This window comes from Kitasatospora sp. NPDC094016, assembly GCF_040304045.1.
GTDB lineage: Bacteria > Actinomycetota > Actinomycetes > Streptomycetales > Streptomycetaceae > Kitasatospora.
Map to the genome: position 1 here is coordinate 23854 of NZ_JBEOUK010000064.1, position 17168 is coordinate 41021.

General features: G+C 71.5%; 10 protein-coding genes and 1 pseudogene. 4 read left to right on the forward strand and 7 right to left on the reverse strand.

Annotated features, from left to right (window positions below):
* Positions 1-44 precede the first annotated feature (44 nt).
* Positions 45-359 (forward strand): annotated as a pseudogene (locus ABT015_RS35360) (2-hydroxyacid dehydrogenase); the annotation flags it as partial.
* Between the two features lie 111 nt (positions 360-470).
* Entirely contained in the window at positions 471-785 is a 315-nt protein-coding gene (locus ABT015_RS35365; protein ID WP_350886701.1) for an MmyB family transcriptional regulator, read from the forward strand.
* A 188-nt stretch (positions 786-973) separates the two neighbouring features.
* Here ABT015_RS35365 and ABT015_RS35370 read toward each other — a convergent pair whose 3' ends face one another.
* Both ABT015_RS35370 and ABT015_RS35375 read right to left on the reverse strand, forming a co-directional pair.
* Complete coding sequence (locus tag ABT015_RS35370; protein WP_350886675.1) at positions 974-1390, reverse strand: hypothetical protein; 417 nt, start codon at positions 1388-1390, stop codon at positions 974-976.
* A gap of 2 nt (positions 1391-1392) precedes the next feature.
* Positions 1393-6945 carry a DUF6531 domain-containing protein gene (locus ABT015_RS35375; protein ID WP_350886678.1) on the reverse strand — a complete coding sequence of 1851 codons (5553 nt, stop codon included), beginning with the start codon at positions 6943-6945 and terminating at the stop codon, positions 1393-1395.
* A gap of 1071 nt (positions 6946-8016) precedes the next feature.
* Here ABT015_RS35375 and ABT015_RS35380 point away from each other — a divergent pair.
* Positions 8017-9012: a 2-hydroxyacid dehydrogenase gene (locus tag ABT015_RS35380; protein ID WP_350886681.1), complete on the forward strand. Its 996-nt coding sequence runs from the start codon at positions 8017-8019 to the stop codon at positions 9010-9012.
* Positions 9013-9050: 38 nt separating this feature from the next.
* On the opposite strand, the gene ABT015_RS35385 is transcribed toward ABT015_RS35380, so the two are convergent.
* Positions 9051-10124, reverse strand: coding sequence for a hypothetical protein (locus ABT015_RS35385; protein ID WP_350886684.1), 1074 nt, complete (start codon positions 10122-10124; stop codon positions 9051-9053).
* A gap of 257 nt (positions 10125-10381) precedes the next feature.
* Here ABT015_RS35385 and ABT015_RS35390 point away from each other — a divergent pair, with 257 nt between their 5' ends.
* Entirely contained in the window at positions 10382-13549 is a 3168-nt protein-coding gene (locus ABT015_RS35390; RefSeq protein ID WP_350886687.1) for an AfsR/SARP family transcriptional regulator, read from the forward strand.
* A 68-nt stretch (positions 13550-13617) separates the two neighbouring features.
* On the opposite strand, the gene ABT015_RS35395 is transcribed toward ABT015_RS35390, so the two are convergent.
* The 4 genes from ABT015_RS35395 to ABT015_RS35410 all read right to left on the reverse strand — a co-directional run.
* On the reverse strand, positions 13618-13854 hold the full coding sequence (locus ABT015_RS35395; protein ID WP_350886689.1) for a hypothetical protein: 237 nt from the start codon (positions 13852-13854) through the stop codon (positions 13618-13620).
* Positions 13855-13988: 134 nt separating this feature from the next.
* Entirely contained in the window at positions 13989-14801 is an 813-nt protein-coding gene (ddaH, locus tag ABT015_RS35400; protein WP_350886692.1) for a dimethylargininase, read from the reverse strand.
* 63 nt (positions 14802-14864) lie between these two features.
* The gene (locus ABT015_RS35405; RefSeq protein ID WP_350886695.1) at positions 14865-16187 is read right to left on the reverse strand and encodes an MFS transporter; all 1323 of its coding nucleotides are present in this window, start codon (positions 16185-16187) and stop codon (positions 14865-14867) included.
* Between the two features lie 6 nt (positions 16188-16193).
* Positions 16194-17168 (reverse strand): thioesterase domain-containing protein (locus tag ABT015_RS35410; RefSeq protein ID WP_350886698.1); only part of this gene is annotated, 975 nt, incomplete at its 5' end.

The following is a 17168-nucleotide window of genomic DNA, read 5'->3' on the forward strand; positions in this document are numbered from 1 at the left end:
GCTAGCGTGGCCGGTGGAGCGGACCACTGACGGAAGGGCAACCGATGGAGATCCTCGCGTACGGGGTGCAGGCCGACGAACGGCCGCTGCTGGAACAGGCCTTCGCCGGCCGGCACGGGCTGCGCTGCCTGAGCATGTTCCTCAACCGCGACACCGCCCCGCTCGCCGCCGGCTACCCGGCCGTCAGCAGCAGCGTCAACGCCGTCCTCGACGCCGAGACCCTCACCGTCCTCGCCGCCGGCGGCACCGAACTCATCGCCCAACGCTCCACCGGCTTCAACAACATCGACCTCGACGCCGCCGCCGACCTCGGCCTCACCGTCGCCCGGGTCTCCCAGTACAGCCCCTACGCCGTCGCGTAGATCGTTCATCTGTAGGCTGAGCAGTCCATCCCCCCCGTGAGCCAGCATCCGTAGATACGCGAGTTCTACGTCGACCGGGAACGCGTCGTATGAGAGAGGATCGCTCATCTGCACGCCGCCTGGGCCATGCATTCGAAGGACCCTGCGTTGAGCGACCCCAGTGCCGAATTCCTCACCGGCGACGAGGAATTCGCGCGGTTGTGGGCTGAGCCGGACATTACGGTTGGCAGGCGTGGCCAAAAGGTGATGCGGCATCCCGACGCCGGTGTGATCGCCGTGCTCTTCGACGTACTCATGCCGCCCCGCGATCCCGATCAGCGGCTGCTGGTCTTCCGCCCCCAAGACGATGAGAGCCAATCGGCATTGGACCGGTTGTTCGGCTGCGGCGCGCCCAGCGGTTCAGCGGCACCTTCGCGTACATGAGGAACGACGCGACCCTCCGGGACCGCCACCGGAAAGGCTGTGGCCTGCACCGTGCGGTGCAGGCCACAGCCCACATGCACAACCTTGTCCGAGCCGATCGAGCCGGGGGTCGCACGGCAGCTCGCGGCGGCGTTCTCGGCTGGGCGTCCCTGGTCCGACGGTTGGAGAGACGAACGGACGGGCCGTGACTACTGTCGGCGATAGATCCCCTCGACCCGACGTTGGTCTCCCACCACGTTGGCGATGAAGAGGCCGAAGTCGAAGTCTTCGGCTTCGACGAACGGGGTCAGGTCGTTCTCCAATCCGTACCATTCCGATGGCACCGGATAGCGCAGTTCAGCGACCTGGTCGATGTCCAGGACACATTCGGGCTCTTGGATCCGGTGCCGAACCTGTGCCGAGGACTCGATCCGGCACTCACCGACTCCCACCCGCAGGTGGAGTCCGTCGCTGTCCCGGTAGAACACCACGACGGTTCCGGCAAGTGCACCGTAGTGACCGTGGGTTTCCTGTCCGGGTTCGATCGCGCGCTCAGGGCTCAGCTCCCCGGTCGCCGGCTCGAAGTCGGCGACCCGCCCGAAGAGATCGAAGGAGGCGAGAAGCACCACTACCTCTTTCCCAGACCGAGGTCCTTGCCACCGGTCCGTGCCGCGCTGTCGATGATGTCCTGCCACGACTTGCCGCGAGCTCGCAGCCAGTCGATACTCGGTCCCAGCTTGTCGCCATATACTGTCAGGTTGCGGGCATAGATCGCCTCGCGCTTCCCCTCCTCGGTCGCGTCCTTGTACTTCACCCCGAGGTCGCGGCGCGCCTGGTGCAGGGTGCGCGCGATCTCCTCGTCCGACTTACCGGCCGCCCGCATCTGCCCGACTTTGCCCTTCAGAGCCTCCACCTCGGAGATGTACGCCTGGCGTTGAGGCGGCAACTCGGCGTTCGGGTCCACAATGGGCCCGCTCCCTGTGTTCGGGCAGGTGGGGTCTTCGAAACCTCCGCTCGTGTCCTCCGCGTTCGTCCGTGAACCTCCGTTGCCCGAACCGTCGTTCCGGCCGCCAGTCGCCCCCTGGCTCTTCTGGTCTTCCTCTCGGAATGCTTGGTTGAAGGAGTTGGCGAACCGATCGATGCCGTCCACGGTGATGGCAAGGCCGGTCGAGGCAACGGCCACACCTACTCCGGCAACCGCGCAGCCGAGGCCGAGGGTGAACGGGCAGCTGACCATCCCGAGTCCGGTGAGATCGGCGCCCAGTTCGGTGACGGCTGCCCCGAACAGGGTCTCGGCGACTCCGACGGTCACGTCGATGTGGGTGAGGGCGCCGCCGACGTCGCTGAGGCAGTCGAGGAAGCCGTCGCACAACCCGCTGGGGTCGGTCCGGTAGGACGGCCCGTTGTGGGTGTAGACGTAGTCGGCGGTGTAGGGACGGTCGGGGCGCAGTTGGATGGGGTCGCGGGTGGTGAGGCGACCGGTGCTGCTGTCGTAGCGGCGGGCGCGCAGGTTCAGCAGGTTGTCGGCCGGGTCGGTGTGCTCTCCGGTGAAGCCGAAGGAGTTGACCGGGGGGTTGGGCGCCGTGTTGGTGGCGCTGCGTGCGCCGAAGGTGTCATAGCCGTAGCGGGTCTGTTGGACGCCATGGCTGTCCGTGACGTCGGTGACGGACCCGAGCCAGTCGTGGTGGCTGTAGTAGGTGTCCGTGCCGTTGTGCTGTGAGAGCAGCTGGCCCTGCGGTCCGTAGCTGTAGTCCCCGAGGAGCGACCCGTCACCGCTCGTCTCGGTGGCGATGCGCGGCAGGGGGGTGTTGACGTCCCACTGGGTAGTGCGGGCGGCTGCACCGTTCTGGCGGGTGGCGGTGCGGTTCCCAGCGTTGTCGTAGGTGTACGTGAAGGTGTTCGCGCCTATGGTCTCCCCGGAGAGGCGGCCGGCAGCATCGTAGGTGTAGGTGCTGGCCCCGGCCGCGTTCACGGCGTTCCAGGTGTTGGTGGACCACTGCACCTTGCCGTTGGCGTCGTAGACCACGACATTCGCGTCGGCCTGGACCTTGACGTACGTGCCGGGGCCCGAACTGGTCTGGGTGCTCCAGAGCACCGCGCCTGCCGTGTCGCGGACGGTGAGGTTCCCGTCGTTCTGCAGCGCGGCCGTCGCGCCAAGGTGGCCGCCGGTCTGCGAGGACCACAACACCTGGCCCGACAGGATCGAGAACAGGACGAGGTTGCCGTCGGCCTGCATCGTCAGCCGCACACTCGCCGACGAGAGCGAGGCCCCCGAGGCGATCGTGCCGCCACTGGGCAGGACCGTGCTGCTGGGGAAGGTCTTCGACGAGGTCGTGTCGCCGTCGGGGTCGTAGCCGTAGGCCGTCGTGGTCGTTCCGGTGGCGGCCTGGGTGAGCTGATCGGCGTCATCGTAGGCGTACGTCGTGACGGCCTGTCCGCTGGTCTGTGTCAGCCGGTTGCCGACCTTGTCGTAGGTGTAGGCGAGTTCGGAGCCTGGCAGGCATCCGGCGCCGGTGGAGGGGGCGGAGCAGCCGCTGAGCAGGCGTCCGGCCGGGTCATAGCTGTAGGCCAGGGCGCCGTTGGGCAGTCCGGACCTGGCGGTGTCGACCTTGACTGGCAGTCCTGCGGGGTTGCGGGTGAGGCCCCACGAGGACAGGGTGGCACCGCCCTTGGTGCTGGCGATGGCGGAGAGCTGGCCGGCCTGGTCGTACGCCCGGGTCTCGGTGTAGCCGTTGTTGCTGGGCAGCGCGGTGGTCGTGAGGTGTCCGGCCTGGTCGTAGCCGAAGGTGGTGGTGGCTCCTCCTGCGGTGAGGGAGGCGGGCCGGCCGGCGGCGTCGTAGGTGGAGGTCGTTTTCCAGCCGCTGGGGTACTGGCGGCTGGTCACGTGGCCGGCGGCGTCGTAGGTGTACGTGAACCCGGACGGTGTGGTCGGTGAGGAGGTGGTGAGGAGTCTGCCGACGGCGTCGTAGGTGAGGGTGCGCGATCCTGTCGCGTCCTTGATGCCCGTGCGCCGTCCGGCGGCGTCGTAGGTGTAGGCGAGTGCCGGGGTGTTGTCGGAGTAGGTGGTCCCGGTTGCGAGCCCGCGGGTGTCGTAGCCGGTCGTGGCGGTGATGCCGCGGGCACCCGTGACGGTTGTGCGGTTCCCGTCCGCGTCGTAGCCGTAGGTGGTCTTGCGGTTGAGTGGGTCCGTGACGGAGAGCACCCGCTTGGCGGCGTCGTAGGCGTAGCGGGTGGTGTGGCCGTTGCCGTCGCTGCGCGAGGTCCGGTTGTCGGCCGCGTCGAAGGTGTAGCTGGTGGTCGCCCCGGTCGGGTCGGTGACGGTGGTGAGGTGGCCGGCTTGGTCGTAGCCGCGTGCCGTGCTGCCGCCGAGGGGGTCGGTCAGGGCCGTGATCCGGTTGAGCGCGTCGTAGGCGGTCGAGAAGGTGTTCCCCAGGGGATTCTTGGCGGCCGTCAGGTTGCCTGCGGCGTCGTAGCTGTAGCTCGTTGTGAAGCCTGCGGGGTCGGCGCCCTGAACGTTCCCTCGGGGGTCGGTGGAGGCGGACACCTCGCCGTTGGGCCCGTAGGCGTAGGTCGTCCGGTCGCCGGTCGGGGTGACGGCCGAGGTGCGGAGTCCGTCCGCGTCGTAGCCGTAGGCCTGGGTGTTGCCCAGTGCGTCGGTCACCGAGGCGAGCAGGCCGCGGGGGTCATAGGTGCTGGTGGTCTTGGCTCCGGTCGGGTCGGTGGTGGAGGTGATGCGGCCGTCCGCGTCGTAGCCCGTGGTGGTGGTGTTGCCGAGTGGGTCGGTCGCGGTGACCGGGCGGTCGAGCGCGTCGTAGGCGGTTCTGGTGACGGCTCCGGTGGGGTCCGTGGTGCTGGTCCAGTTTCCCTTCGCGTCGTACCCGAACGTGGTGGTGAAGGTCGCGGGGGTCGCGCCGGCGGCGTTGCCTCGCGGCGTGGTGGTGGTGAGCTGCCGGTTGGCGGAGTCGTAGGTGTAACCGCTCTTCGCCCCGGTGGGGTCGGTGCGGGTGAGCGGGTTCCCGTTGGCGTCGTACGTGTAGCTGGTCTGGTTTCCGGCGGCGTCGGTGCTGGTCAGTAGGTGGTGGGCGTTGTCGTAGGTGTAGGCCGTCTTGTTGCCGAGGGGGTCGGTGACGGAGGTGCGGTTGCCGACGGAGTCGTAGCCGTGGAGGGTCTTTCCACCGCTCGCGTCGGTGATCGAGAGCACCCTGTCGGCGTTGTCGTAGGCGTAGGACGTCGTGTAGCCGGCCGGGTTGGCGCCAGCCGTGTTGCCGCGCGGATCCGTGACGCTCATGCGTCGGCCCGCGGAGTCGTAGGTGTAGCTGGTCCTGTTCCCGGCCGGGTCGGTCACCGAGAGGAGGTTACCGGCGGTGTCGTACGCGTAGGTGGTGGTGCGGTCGGCCGGGGTGGTCTTCGAGGCGAGCTGTCCCTTCGCGGTGTAGGTGTAGGCGGTCTTCCCGCCGCCGGGGTCGGTCTGGCTGGTCAGGTGGTTCGCGGAGTCGTAGGTTGCTGTTGTCTTGGCGCCGCCGGGGGTGGTGTGCGAGGTCTGGTTGCCTGCGTTGTCGTAGGTCCAGGACTCGGTCGACCCGTCCGCCAGCGTACGGGTGGTCAGGTGGCCTGCCGCGTCGTAGTTGAACTGGGTCAGGTGCCCGTCGGGGTCTAGCACCTGCGACAGGCGCTGGTTGCCGTCATAGGCGTAGGCGGTCTTCTTGCCGTACGGGTCGACCGACCGGTAGAGCTGGCTACCGGTGTAGTAGTCGCTCCACTGTCCGCCGTTGGCATCGGTGTAGGTGGAGTAGCCGTTGGCGGCCGCGTTCCCGGTGAATGCCGTGGTGTGGCCGTTGGCGTCCTTCTGGGAGACCACCAGTCCGTTGGCGTCGTAGCTGGTGCTCATGATCTGGTGGCCGGCCGGGTCGGTGATGCCGGTGAGCCGGCCTGCGGTGTCGTAGGCGTAGGTGGTGGTGCCGCCGGTCAGGTCGGTGACCGAGGTCAGCAGTCTGTTGGTGTATCCGTAGCCCACTGATCGGCCGTCCGGCAGGGCCACCGTAGTGAGCAGTGGGGATGACGCGGCGTAGGTCAGGGTGACGACGTGGCCGGCGGAGTCCGTGATCGTCGACGGCGTGGTCTGGATTCCACTGTAGGCGAGGGTCAGACCGGCTCCGTTGAGGTCGACCCAGCTGGTCAGGCGACCGGAGGGGTCGAACCCCAGCGTGCGTTTGTCCAGGGTGGTGAGCCGGTAGCCGGTGGTCGGGCTCCCGGTCAGGACGGAGCGGACCCCGTTGGTCGGAGTGAGATTTCCCGAGGAGTCGCGGTTGAACGTGACCTGTGCCCCTGTCTCCAGGGTGACCTGGACGGTGGAGCCGCCCTGGTCCTGGACGGACGCTGAGTACGGGAACGACCAGTGCGCTCCGAGTGGGGAGTTCGCGGGGGCGGCGGCGTCACTGGAGTAGGTGCGGGTCAGCGCGAACGGAACGCCCGGTGCCGCGAGGGTGGCGTCGGTCGCCTGCTCGTTCTCGGACCGGGTGAGCGTGTTCACCGGGTCGCCGCGGTGCCCCTGGAACTGGTCGCGGCCCGAGGAGTCCCCGCAACCGCAGCCCGTGGTCTCGGCGGCTGGGACAGTGCGCCCGTTGCTGAATGCCGGCAGGGTCGGCGTCTGCGCCTCGGACGACCAGCCCGAGGCGCACGACCAGTCCTCCGTCCGAATGTCCTTGCCGGCCGTGAAGTTGGTCGAGTACGCGAACTTGGCGTAGTAGCCCACACCGGGCTGGAGAGCGTTGCCGCCTTGGCGGTTGACCTGCTCGATCCAGAACTTCGTGGAACCCCCGAGACTGGGGTCGGCAGCGAAGCAGTTCTCCGCGATCTTGGCGTTGTCCGAGGCGCGGTACACCGTGTAGTGGACGGAGGGGATTTGCCAGTAGTAGTCCTGCGACTGGATGGTCCAGATGGCGGTCTGGTAAGAGGGCATGTAGAAGTACCCCCAGCCCGCTCGGCCGTCCACCCACCCGGATGGCGGCCACACCCCGTCCCCCTGGCCCGTGATGCCGTCCGGCGCAGCAGCGTGGGGCGAGGACGGCGTGGGCGCGGCGGTCGACCTGATGGCGACGGTGCCGCCCTCGTCGGCCACCTGATCGTGGGTGTTCTCCTCCGTGGCCTGCTTGGTGAGAGCATCCCGTTCCGCGCCACTCATCGGCGTCGGTGGTGCTGGCGGCTTCCGCGTCCCTGCCTCAGCAGCTGGTTTTGGATGACTTGCGGCAGATGCCCAATTCGGAGCGGCCCCGAACAGACTTAACAGTAAAGACAGCACGATCGTCACGATCGCGGATTTGTGGACGCGCCACATCGAATCCCCCAGAGAATATGGAACGATCAATTCCAATCTCACCTTGAGCGTGTGCGCCCATTTCTACTCGGCGATGCGACCTGCACACGGCAGAATCTCAAATCTTTCGAATCTATGGCCGAATCGACCCCCGATGCGCCGCCAGGCGGCTGGCGATGCTACGTCGGCATGGAATGGAAGTGACCGGAGGTTTCGGTGGGACGCCAGATGCCACCGGTGCGACCCGACGAACCGACAGCGCTCCGTGTGACGGCGAATTCGAGTCACACGCACCCCTGGCATCGCCGTGACCGCACCGGAGGTCACAGGACCGGACCCGCACCAGGAAGCACGCCTGCGACGCCCCGGGGCGGAGGCGGGTTCCGTAGGCGGCACGGGCACCGCAGGCCAGCCCGTACCCCCCCCCCCCCCCCCCGCAGACCGGCCCGCTCGCCTCGGAGCCCGCACTGCCGGGCGGACCGTCCGTGCGGTGAGATTCGAGACGAAGGAGAGGCGCTTCGGAATTACATAACTTTTCCGGAACTTCTCATCAGGCCGCTGAAGCACACCGGACTCGACTTAGCGACACCTATCTGGAGAAACAAGCATATTCCATACGTCCGCCGTTTCCTGGCGAGGAAATACGGCTGCGCGTTGCGCCGGGTCGGATCCTGCTGCCGCAATTCCCGCTGTTTTCACCCGAAAGGCAACCCGTACAGGCAGAAGCAGTCGCGCCTCACGCCCGGAGCGGCCCTGACCGGCTTGCCCTGCTGCACGCCAGGCCTCAGCACGGCACCGACCGCCGCAGCCTCGGCCAGCGGCGACTACGCGACACCGCGATACGCGCCGTCGCGTAGATCGTTCATCTGTAGTCTAAGCAGCACCATCCTCCGCGAGCCATACCCAGCTTCCCGGCAGTCCTCTGGGTAGCGTGACGGCATGGAGATCCTCGCCTACGGCGTCCAAGCAGACGAACAACCGCTCCTGGAACGGGCTTTCGCAGGCCGACACGGACTCCGCACCCTGGACGTGTTCCTCAACCGCGACACCGCCCCGCTCGCCGCCGGCTACCCGGCCGTCAGCAGCAGCGTCAACGCCGTCCTCGACGCCGAGACCCTCACCGTCCTCGCCGCCGGCGGCACCGAACTCATCGCCCAACGCTCCACCGGCTTCAACAACATCGACCTCGACGCCGCCGCCGACCTCGGCCTCACCGTCGCCCGGGTCTCCTCCTACAGCCCATACTCGGTAGCCGAACACGCTTGGGCCCTGGCCCTGGCCGTCAACCGCCGCCTCACCCGCGCCGCCAGCCGCTCCCGCGAGTTCGACTTCCGCCTCGACGGCCTCCTCGGCCGCGACATCCACGGCATGACCATCGGCGTCATCGGCACCGGCAAGATCGGCGAATGCTTCACCCGCATCGCCGCCGGCTTCGGCACCGAACTCCTCGGCTGGGACATCGCCCAGAACCCGGCCTGCCTCGACCTCGGCATGCACTACACCGAACTGCCCGAACTCCTCTCCCGCGCCGACCTCGTCAGCCTGCACGTCCCCCTGCTCCCCGCCACCCACCACCTGATCAACGGCGGCGCCCTGGCCCGCATGAAGGACGACGCCATCCTCGTCAACTCCAGCCGCGGCGGCCTCATCGACAGCGCCGCCCTCGTCGAGACCCTCCGCGCCGGCCGCCTCTCCGGCGTCGGCCTCGACGTCTACGAGGAGGAAACCGGCGTCTTCTTCACCGACCGCTCGATCGAGGGCATCACCGACGACGTCCTCGCCCGCCTCGTCACCTTCCCCCAGGTCCTCGTCACCAGCCACCAGGCCTACTTCACCCACACCGCCGTCGGCCAGATCATCGACGCCACCACCCGCAACATCGACGACTACGCCGCCGGCCGGCGCAGCGAGAACACCCTCGTCCCGAGAAGCTGACCCGTCGTCGAAGGGGGCGGCCCGGGGACCGGTCGTGTTCAGCCGTGTCTGGACTCCGGGAGGCGGGCGCGGGGGGTGCCGTCCGGGGTGTCGGGGGCGGTGGTGTCCCAGGCTCGCAGGGCGGTGAGGGCGGCGGCGCGGGCGGGGGCCGTCGGGCGGACGCCCTCCGGGGCGAGGAGGAAGTCGGCGACCGGGGTGAGCAGCAGGGTGGCGGGTCCGGCCGGGAGGAGGCGGGCCTCGTCCCACTGGTGCCGGATGACGGTGCGGCGCAGCAGGGTGCCGTGCCGCGGGTGGAGCGGGCGGGCGAGGGCTTCGCGGCGGCGGAGTTCGGGGGCGACCTCGGCTTCCAGGACGGTGCGCACGCCCTCCAGGGAGCCCAGCGGCACGTGTTCGGCGGCGAGGTCGAGCAGTGCGACGGCCTCCGGGGCGAGCCGGTAGGCGGCGACCACGGCGGCGGTCTCGACGGGTTCGTAGGACTGCCGGGCCAGGCGGGCCACGTCGATCACGTCACCCACCCGGAAGGGGCGGCCGAGCCCCTCCTCCGCGAGGGCGATCAGGCACTCGACGTGGTCGTCGGCCGCCAGGTAGGGCCGGACCGGGACGGTGGCGAGGTCGCCGGTGAGCGCGGCGGTTCCGAGCCGGACCTGGTACCACGGGTCGAGCAGCGGGTCCTCGGCCGGCCAGCGCAGGGTGACGGAGGTGTGCCGGGGACGCTCGCCGAGCAGGGTGACCTCCACGGACTCCACCGGGTGTTGGGTGACGAGTCTGCTGACGGCCTGCCAGAGCGCGGCCTCGGTGGGGCTGACGAGGGTGAGCTCGCCCAGCGGCCGGGGCAGGTCGGACGGGTAGTAGCCGGCCAGCGGGAGGTCGCGGATCGGGCGCACCCCGGTGGCGTCGGCGAGGTCGCGGGCGAGCCGGGCGTAACAGTCGGCCCGGTCGCGGGCGCGCTGGAGTTCGGCGCGGGCGTGCTCGCCCATCCGGACGTCCTCCCGGACGAGCGCGGCGAGCACCAGGTAGGGGAGGTCGCGGGCGCCGCGGGCGCGGTGGAGCAGTTCGACCGGTCCGGCGACCGGGTCGACGTCGAGCAACCGGTAGAGCAGGTCGGTGTTCACTGGCGTCGGCCTCCGAGAAACGTGGTGGTCGCCCGGGCGGCGGCACCCGGGGGGTGTGGCGGGCCCGGCGGGTCGTACCGGGCCGACGGCTGGGGCCACACCAGTGATTGTGACGGTGGGCGATCAACACCGGATCACTACGGGGTCGATGATCTCTCGACAGCCCACCGGCTGGCGTGGGTTGATAGGGACTCATCAATCGGGGGGCAGACGCGTGCGTGGGCGGGGGCGGGCACATGAAGCGGGCAGGTGCACGAATGAGTGATTTCCGGTTCTCGGTGCTGGGGTTGATGAGAGCGCAGCGCGGCACGACCGTGCTGAAGGTCGGCAGTCCCCAGCAGCAGGCGATGCTGGCGGTGCTGCTGCTCCGGCCGGGGCACGGCGCGAGCGCCACGGACCTGATCGACGCCCTGTGGGGTGAGGAGCCGCCGAGCACCGCGGTGACGACGGTGCGGACGTACGCCTGGCGGTGGCGCAAGATCCTGCACGGCGACGAGCCGGACGCGCCGACCGTGCTGACCTCGGTCGGGGACGGCTACCGACTGGTGCTGCCCAAGCACTCGGTGGACGCGGCGCAGGTCGAGGAACTGGCGGCGCAGGCCGAGCGCACGGCGGCCTCCGGACAGCCGCAACAGGCCCGTGACCTGCTGAACCAGGCGCTGGAGCTGTGGCAGGGCGAGCCGCTGGCCGGCATCCCCGGCCCGTTCGCGCAGCGGCAGCGCCAGCGGTTGCAGGAGCTCCGGCTGACCCTGTTGGAGGAACGGATCGCCCTGGATCTGACGCTGGGCCGCTTCTCCCGGTGCATCCCGGAGCTGACCGCGCTGACCACCGAGCACCCGCTGCACGAGCGGGCGTACGGGCTGCTGATGCGCGCGCTGTACCAGGCCGGGCGGCAGGCGGACGCGCTGGCGGTGTACCGGAACGCGCGTCAGTTGTTCCTGGACGAGCTGGGGGTGGAGCCCGGGGCCGACCTGGACCAGCTGCACCGGCGGATCCTGGAGGGCGACCTGTCGCTCGCCGCCCCGGCGCCGGCCGCGGCGCCGCTCTCCGGCCCGGTGAAGCCGGCCGGGCCCGGGCCCGAGGCGCAGGATCCGCCGGACGGCCCCGCGGCGGCCGGTGCGCCCGCCGCGCCCACCGGCACCGGCACGGCGTCGCCCCGACCTGCCCAGCTGCCGCCCGACGCGGCGGACTTCACCGGCCGAACCGTCCTGGTCGAGCGGCTGGGCGCGGCCCTCGGCGCCCCGGACCAGCAGGCGCTGGTGATCGCGACCGTGGTCGGCATGGGAGGGGTCGGCAAGACCGCGCTGGCCCTGCACGTCGCCCACCGGGCCCGCGATGCCTACCCCGACGGGCAGCTCTACGTCGACCTGCGGGGCGCCGACACCACCCCGGCCGACCCGGAGGCGGTGCTCAGCAGCTTCCTGGTGGCGCTCGGCGTGCCGGCCGACGGGGTGCCCGACGGGCTGGACGCCCGCTCGGCGCTGTTCCGCTCGGTGGTCGACGGCCGGCGGCTGCTGCTGGTGCTCGACAACGTCCACGACACCGCGCAGATCAGGCCCTTGCTGCCGGGCGCGGTCGGCTGCGCCGTGCTCACCACCAGCCGTACCCGGCTCTCGGGCCTGCCCGCGTCCGTCCAGGCCGACCTCGGCGTGTTCGAGCCGGCGGAGGCGCTCGAACTGCTGGGCCGCACGATCGGCGCCGAGCGGCTGGCCGCCGAGCCGGAGGCGGCCCGGGAGCTGCTGCTCGTCTGCGGCCACCTGCCGCTCGCGGTGCGGATCGTGGCGGCCCGGCTGGCGGCCCGCCCGAGCTGGACGGTCCAGACGCTGGGCCGCCGGCTGGCGGTCGAACGGCGGCGGATCGACGAGCTGCGCATCGGCGACCTGGCGGTGGAGGCCGCCTTCGAACTGAGCTACCGCCAGTTGACGCCCGCCCAGGCCCGGGCGTTCCGGTTGGCCGCCTCGGTGGACGGCCCGGACATCGGGCTGCCCGCCGCGGCCGCCCTGCTGGACCTGGACGAGTACGACGCCGAGGACCTGCTGGAGTCCCTGGTGGACGTGGCGATGATGGAGTCGCCGTTCCCCGGCCGCTACCGCTACCACGACCTGCTGCGCGCCTTCGCCCGGCGGCGCCCGGACCACCCGGGCGCGGCCGTGGAGGCCCGTGACCGACTGCTGGACCACCTGTTGGCCACCGCGTGCGCGGCCTTCCAGCACGCCGTCCCGGGAGATCCGGCCGCCGGTGCGCTCGGGCCGGCCCGCAGCGCGGGCGTGGACCTCGGCGGCCCGGACGGCGCCCGGGCCTGGGCCGAGGCGGAGGGTTCCGGGGCGATCGCGCTCGCCGCCCAGGTGGCGGGCTGGACCGTCGCGGACGACACCGCGCCGGCCCCGGCCGACGGCGCGGCACCGGACCCGCTGCGCGCCGCGATCGACCTGCTGATCGCGCTCACGCCGTTCGTCCTCGCCCCGCCCAGCCGCCAGCTCGCCAGTACGGCGGAGGCCCTGGCCGCCGCCGCGGACCACCACACCGACCACCGGGCAGCTGGTCGGGCGCACTTCCTCCGCGGCAACGTCGCCCTGGCCGCCACCCGGCTGGAGGAGGCCGAGGCGGCCTCCCGGCTGGCGGTGGCCGCCTCCCGCTCGGCGGGCGACACGGTGATCCTGCGCCAGGCGCTGAACGACCTGGGCCTGGTCTGCCAGTTCCTCAGCCGCTACGACGAGGCCGTCGGGCACTACGACGAGGCGCTGCTGCTGGCGCGCGAACTCGGCCACCGCTCCGGGGCGCTGGTGACGACGGTGAACGCCGCGCTGGCCCGGGTGCGCAGCGGGCGGGCCGCCGAGGCCGTGCCGATCTGCCACGAGGCGCTGGCCGAGCTGCGGACCAGGCACGACGATCCCGGCCGGGCGTACACGCTGTACGTGCTGGGGCTGGCACTGCACGGGCTGGGGCGGCACGAGGAGGCCGTCACCTGGTTCGGCGAGTGCCTGGCGGTGGCCTCGGCGGCCGGGCTGCGGGCCCGGGCGGCGCACGCCCGCTACCGGATGGCGGACAGTCTGCGCTCGCTGGGCCGGACGGACGAGGCGCTGGAGCACGCCGGGCAGGCGCTGACGCTGTGCGAGGAGCTGGGGGCCGAGCGGGACCAGGGCCAGGCGCTGGTGGTGCTGGGCCGGACGCTGGCGGACCTCGGGCGGGAGGCCGAGGCGTGGGGCCGGCTGCGGGAGGCGCACCGGATCTTCGTGCGGCTGGGGCTGCCGGAGGCGGAGGAGGTGGCGGGGCTGCTGCCCCGGGGGGAGGGTTCGAACCCTTCGGCCGCTACGGCTGCTTCGACGGCTGCGGCTGCTACGGCTGCGTCCGTCCCGGATGGGCGTCGGGGCGGTGGCCGGGGGGCATCGGGCGCTCCGGTGACGAGCTGCGGGCCGGGCCGCTGACGAGCTGATGACCAGCTGCTGAAGAATCGATCCTGCCGCTTTTTTGTCGCGGTCAGGAGCCCGTGCGGTCAGGAGCCGGTGCTGTTCCAGTCGCCGGTGCTGCCGTGGACGGTGCCGGTGGGGCTGGGCTGGGCGGGGGTGGGCGTCGGCGTCGCGCCGCCGCTCACCACCGTCGCCGTCCCGGTGCCGGCCGTCTCCGCCACGGCGGTCGTGGCGGAGAGACCGGCACCCAGGGCGACGGCCACCCCGAGACCGACCGTGAACAGGCGGAGGCGGACAGGGGCGGTGGCCGGACGCTGCGTCATCTCTGGTGCTCCCTTGGCTCGCTTCCCCGGGGGAAGGGCTTCCGTCGTGGTGTGCCACCAGTCTGGCCGGGGGCGTTCAACGGCGGATCTACAACCGAGCACCGGTGATCACTGCCACCCGTCGAGGCCGCCGTTCAGGCCGCCGCGCGGATCTCCAGGGTGCAGCACTTGATGCTGCCACCGCCCTTGAGCAGCTCGCTGAGGTCCATCCCGATCGGCTGGAAGCCGCGCTCCCGCAGCCGCGCGGCCAGGCCGACGGCCGCCTCCGGCAGCACCACGTGCAGGCCGTCGCTCACCGCGTTGAGGCCGAACGCCGCCGCGTCGGCGCCGTCCACCAGCAGGGCGTCGGGGAACAGCCGGCGCAGGACGGCACGGCTGCCGGCCGAGAAGGCCTCGGGGTTGTACATGATCTCGTCGCCGTCCAGCACGGCCAGCGCGGTGTCCAGGTGGTAGTAGCGCGGGTCGATCAGCTCCAGGCCGATCACCGGGCGCCCGAAGAACTCCTGAGCCTCCGCGTGCCCGTCGGCCACGCTGCGGAAGCCCCGCCCGGCCAGTACGGAGCTCGCGGTCAGCAGCAGGTCCCCCTCGCCCTCGTTGACGTGCTCCGGATCGCGCGTCTCGAAGCCCCGGGCGCGGAACCACTCCAGGTAGGCGGGGCCCTCGGCGGCCCGTTCGGCGTTGCGGAAGCGGGCGCCGAGCACCTTGCCGTCGACCACGGTGGCGCCGTTGGCGGCGTAGACCATGTCGGGCAGGCCCTGGATCGGGTCGATCAGGTCGACCCGGTGGCCGAGCTCCTGGTAGAGCGCGTACAGCCGCTCCCACTGCGCCACGGCGAGCCCGGTGTCGACCGGCTTCGCCGGGTCCATCCACGGGTTGATCGCATAGGTGACCTCGAAATGGGTCGGACGGCACATCAGGTAGTGGCGCGGGCGGGCGGTGCGGGTCATCAGGGGGCTCCGGGGTGAGGGTTCGGGCGGTCGGGGCGGGGTGTGCGGGGTCAGGCGGCGGGATCAGGCGGCGGGCTCGGGCCGCGCGTCCTGGGCGCGGTGGTCGTCGTGCTCGGGGCGCGACGGGAAGTCGCGCATTCCGCGCAACGGGCTCGCCAGCAGCACGGCGCCCGCGGACAGCAGCACGCCCGCCATGATCCAGATCGTGGTGCGCGGGCCCAGCACCTCACCGAGCCAGCCGCCGAGCAGGGCGCCGAGGGGGATCGCGCTGTAGTTGACGGTCGAGGCGCTGGCCCTGATCCGCCCGATCATCGCGGGCGGGCAGTAGGACTGGTAGAAGCTGCCGGCCAGCACGTTCCCGGCCACGACGCCGCAGACGGCCACCGACCACGCGAGCGCGCTGACCGCGAGCGGCAGTTGGTCGCCGGCCATCGGCAGCAGGAAGATGAAGGGCGCGACCACCAACTCGCACAGCAGCAGCCCGCGGGCGCTGCCCAGCCGCCCGGCCAGCCGCCCGGCCACCGCCGCGCCGGCCAGCCCGCCGATGCTCACCACCGCGAACACCAGGCCCACCTCGCCGGATCCGATGCCGACGCTGCGCACCAGGAAGACCGTCTGGACGGCCTGGATGCCGTTCAGCCCGAGGTTGCCGACCGCCCCGAAGCAGGCCAGCGTCCGCAGGTACGGGTCGCGGGCCAGGAAGCCCACGCCCTCGCCGATCTCCTTCAGGATGCCCCGCCGCTGCGACGGCGGCGGAGGCTGCTCCACCACGGTGATCCGGGCCACGCAGACCGCCGAGACGAGGTAGCTCACCGCGTCGGCGAGCAGGCCGCTGGTCGCACCGAAGACCTGCGACAGCAGGCCGGCCGCACCGGGCCCGGCGATCTCCACCGCCGACTCCCCGGAGCGCAGCTTGACGTTCGCCTCCAGCACGTCCTCCTTGGCCACCAGCGACGGGAGCACCGCCCCGTACGCGGTGGAGAAGAACACCTTCACCCCGCCGGTCAGCAGGGCCACCAGCACCAGTTGGGCCATGGTCAGCACGCCGAGCCAGCCGGCCACCGGCACGCTGACGAACAGGACGAGCAGCAGCAGGTCGCAGACCAGCATCACCCGCAGCTTGCGCCAACGGTCCACCCAGGCACCGGCCGGCAGCCCGAGGAAGAGCCAGGGCAGCCAGGCCGAGGCGGTCAGCAGGCCGACCGCGAGCGGGCTGGCGTGCAGGGTGACGACGGCCACCAGGGCCAGCGCCACGTTGCCGACCGCCGTACCGAGACCGCTGGTGGTCTCACCGATCCAGAGCCGACGGAAGTCGGCCTGGGCCCACAGCCCCCAGCGGCTGCGGGACGGCTCCGGCGGAGCCACGGCGGGGGTGGTGACGGACATCGCGGGTCACTCTCCAAGCTTCTCGGCGAGCACGGAGGCGATCCGTGCGAGGGGTTCCGGACGGGTCAGCTCGCCGTGCGCGCAGGCGAGGCGGTGGGGCTCGATCCGGCCGTCCAGGTACGGCCGCCAGGACCGCTCGTAGGGCCAGTCGGCAGGCTTGTCGAGGGTCGCGCCGAAGAAGACGGCGTCGCCCCGGTAGCGGCCGGGCACGTGCTCGGCCATGAGTTTGCGGTGCCGCTCGAACACTCCGGGCAGCTCGGCGGCGGCCTCCCCCAGGACGGTGGCCAGCTCGGCCTGGCCGTGCCCGGCCTCCGGGTCGTAGCCCAGTGACAGCAGCAACTCGGCCAGGGTGTCGACGGGTTCGTCCTCCTCCGGCCCGTCGGCGGCCGCCGGACCGTGGTCGGTGACCGGTGCGCCGTCGAGCAGGGCGAGCACACCGACCTGTGCGCCCTCGGCCTGGAGCCGGACGGCCATCTCCTGCGCGACCACCGCCCCGAAGGACCAGCCGAGCAGGTGGTACGGGCCGGACGGCCACACCGCCCGGATCTGCCGCACGTAGTCCTCGGCGATCTCGGCGACGCTCGCCGGTGCCTCCCCGCGCAGACCGCGGGCCTGCAGACCGTAGACCGGCCGGTCGGCGCCGAGGTGCGGCAGCAGGCCGGAGTAGACCCAGCTGATGCCGGCGGCCGGGTGGACGCAGAACAGCGGGGCCAGGCCGCCACCGGTGCGCAGCGGCAGCAGCACGTCCAGGGCGTCGGCGGCCGGCCCGGCACCGAGCCGGGCGGCCAGTCCGGCGACGGTCGGGGCCTCGAACAGCGCGCGCATCCCGAGGTCGGCGCCGAGGGCGGCGCGGATCCGGGCGAGCAGCTTCATCGCGAGCAGGGAGTGACCGCCGAGCGCGAAGAAGTCGTCGTCGATGCCGACCCCGGCGATCCCCAGGACCTCGGCGAACAGCCCGCAGAGGATCTCCTCCGCCGCCGT

What these genes read in the sequence shown, in the direction of transcription:
- ABT015_RS35390 (WP_350886687.1), top strand. Translation starts at nt 10,382, where the DNA reads ATGAGTGATTTCCGGTTCTCGGTGCTGGGGTTGATGAGAGCGCAGCGC.
- ABT015_RS35375 (WP_350886678.1), bottom strand. Translation starts at nt 6,945, where the DNA reads ATGAGTGGCGCGGAACGGGATGCTCTCACCAAGCAGGCCACGGAGGAG.
- ABT015_RS35395 (WP_350886689.1), bottom strand. Translation starts at nt 13,854, where the DNA reads ATGACGCAGCGTCCGGCCACCGCCCCTGTCCGCCTCCGCCTGTTCACG.
- ABT015_RS35380 (WP_350886681.1), top strand. Translation starts at nt 8,017, where the DNA reads ATGGAGATCCTCGCCTACGGCGTCCAAGCAGACGAACAACCGCTCCTG.
- ABT015_RS35405 (WP_350886695.1), bottom strand. Translation starts at nt 16,187, where the DNA reads ATGTCCGTCACCACCCCCGCCGTGGCTCCGCCGGAGCCGTCCCGCAGC.
- ddaH (WP_350886692.1), bottom strand. Translation starts at nt 14,801, where the DNA reads ATGACCCGCACCGCCCGCCCGCGCCACTACCTGATGTGCCGTCCGACC.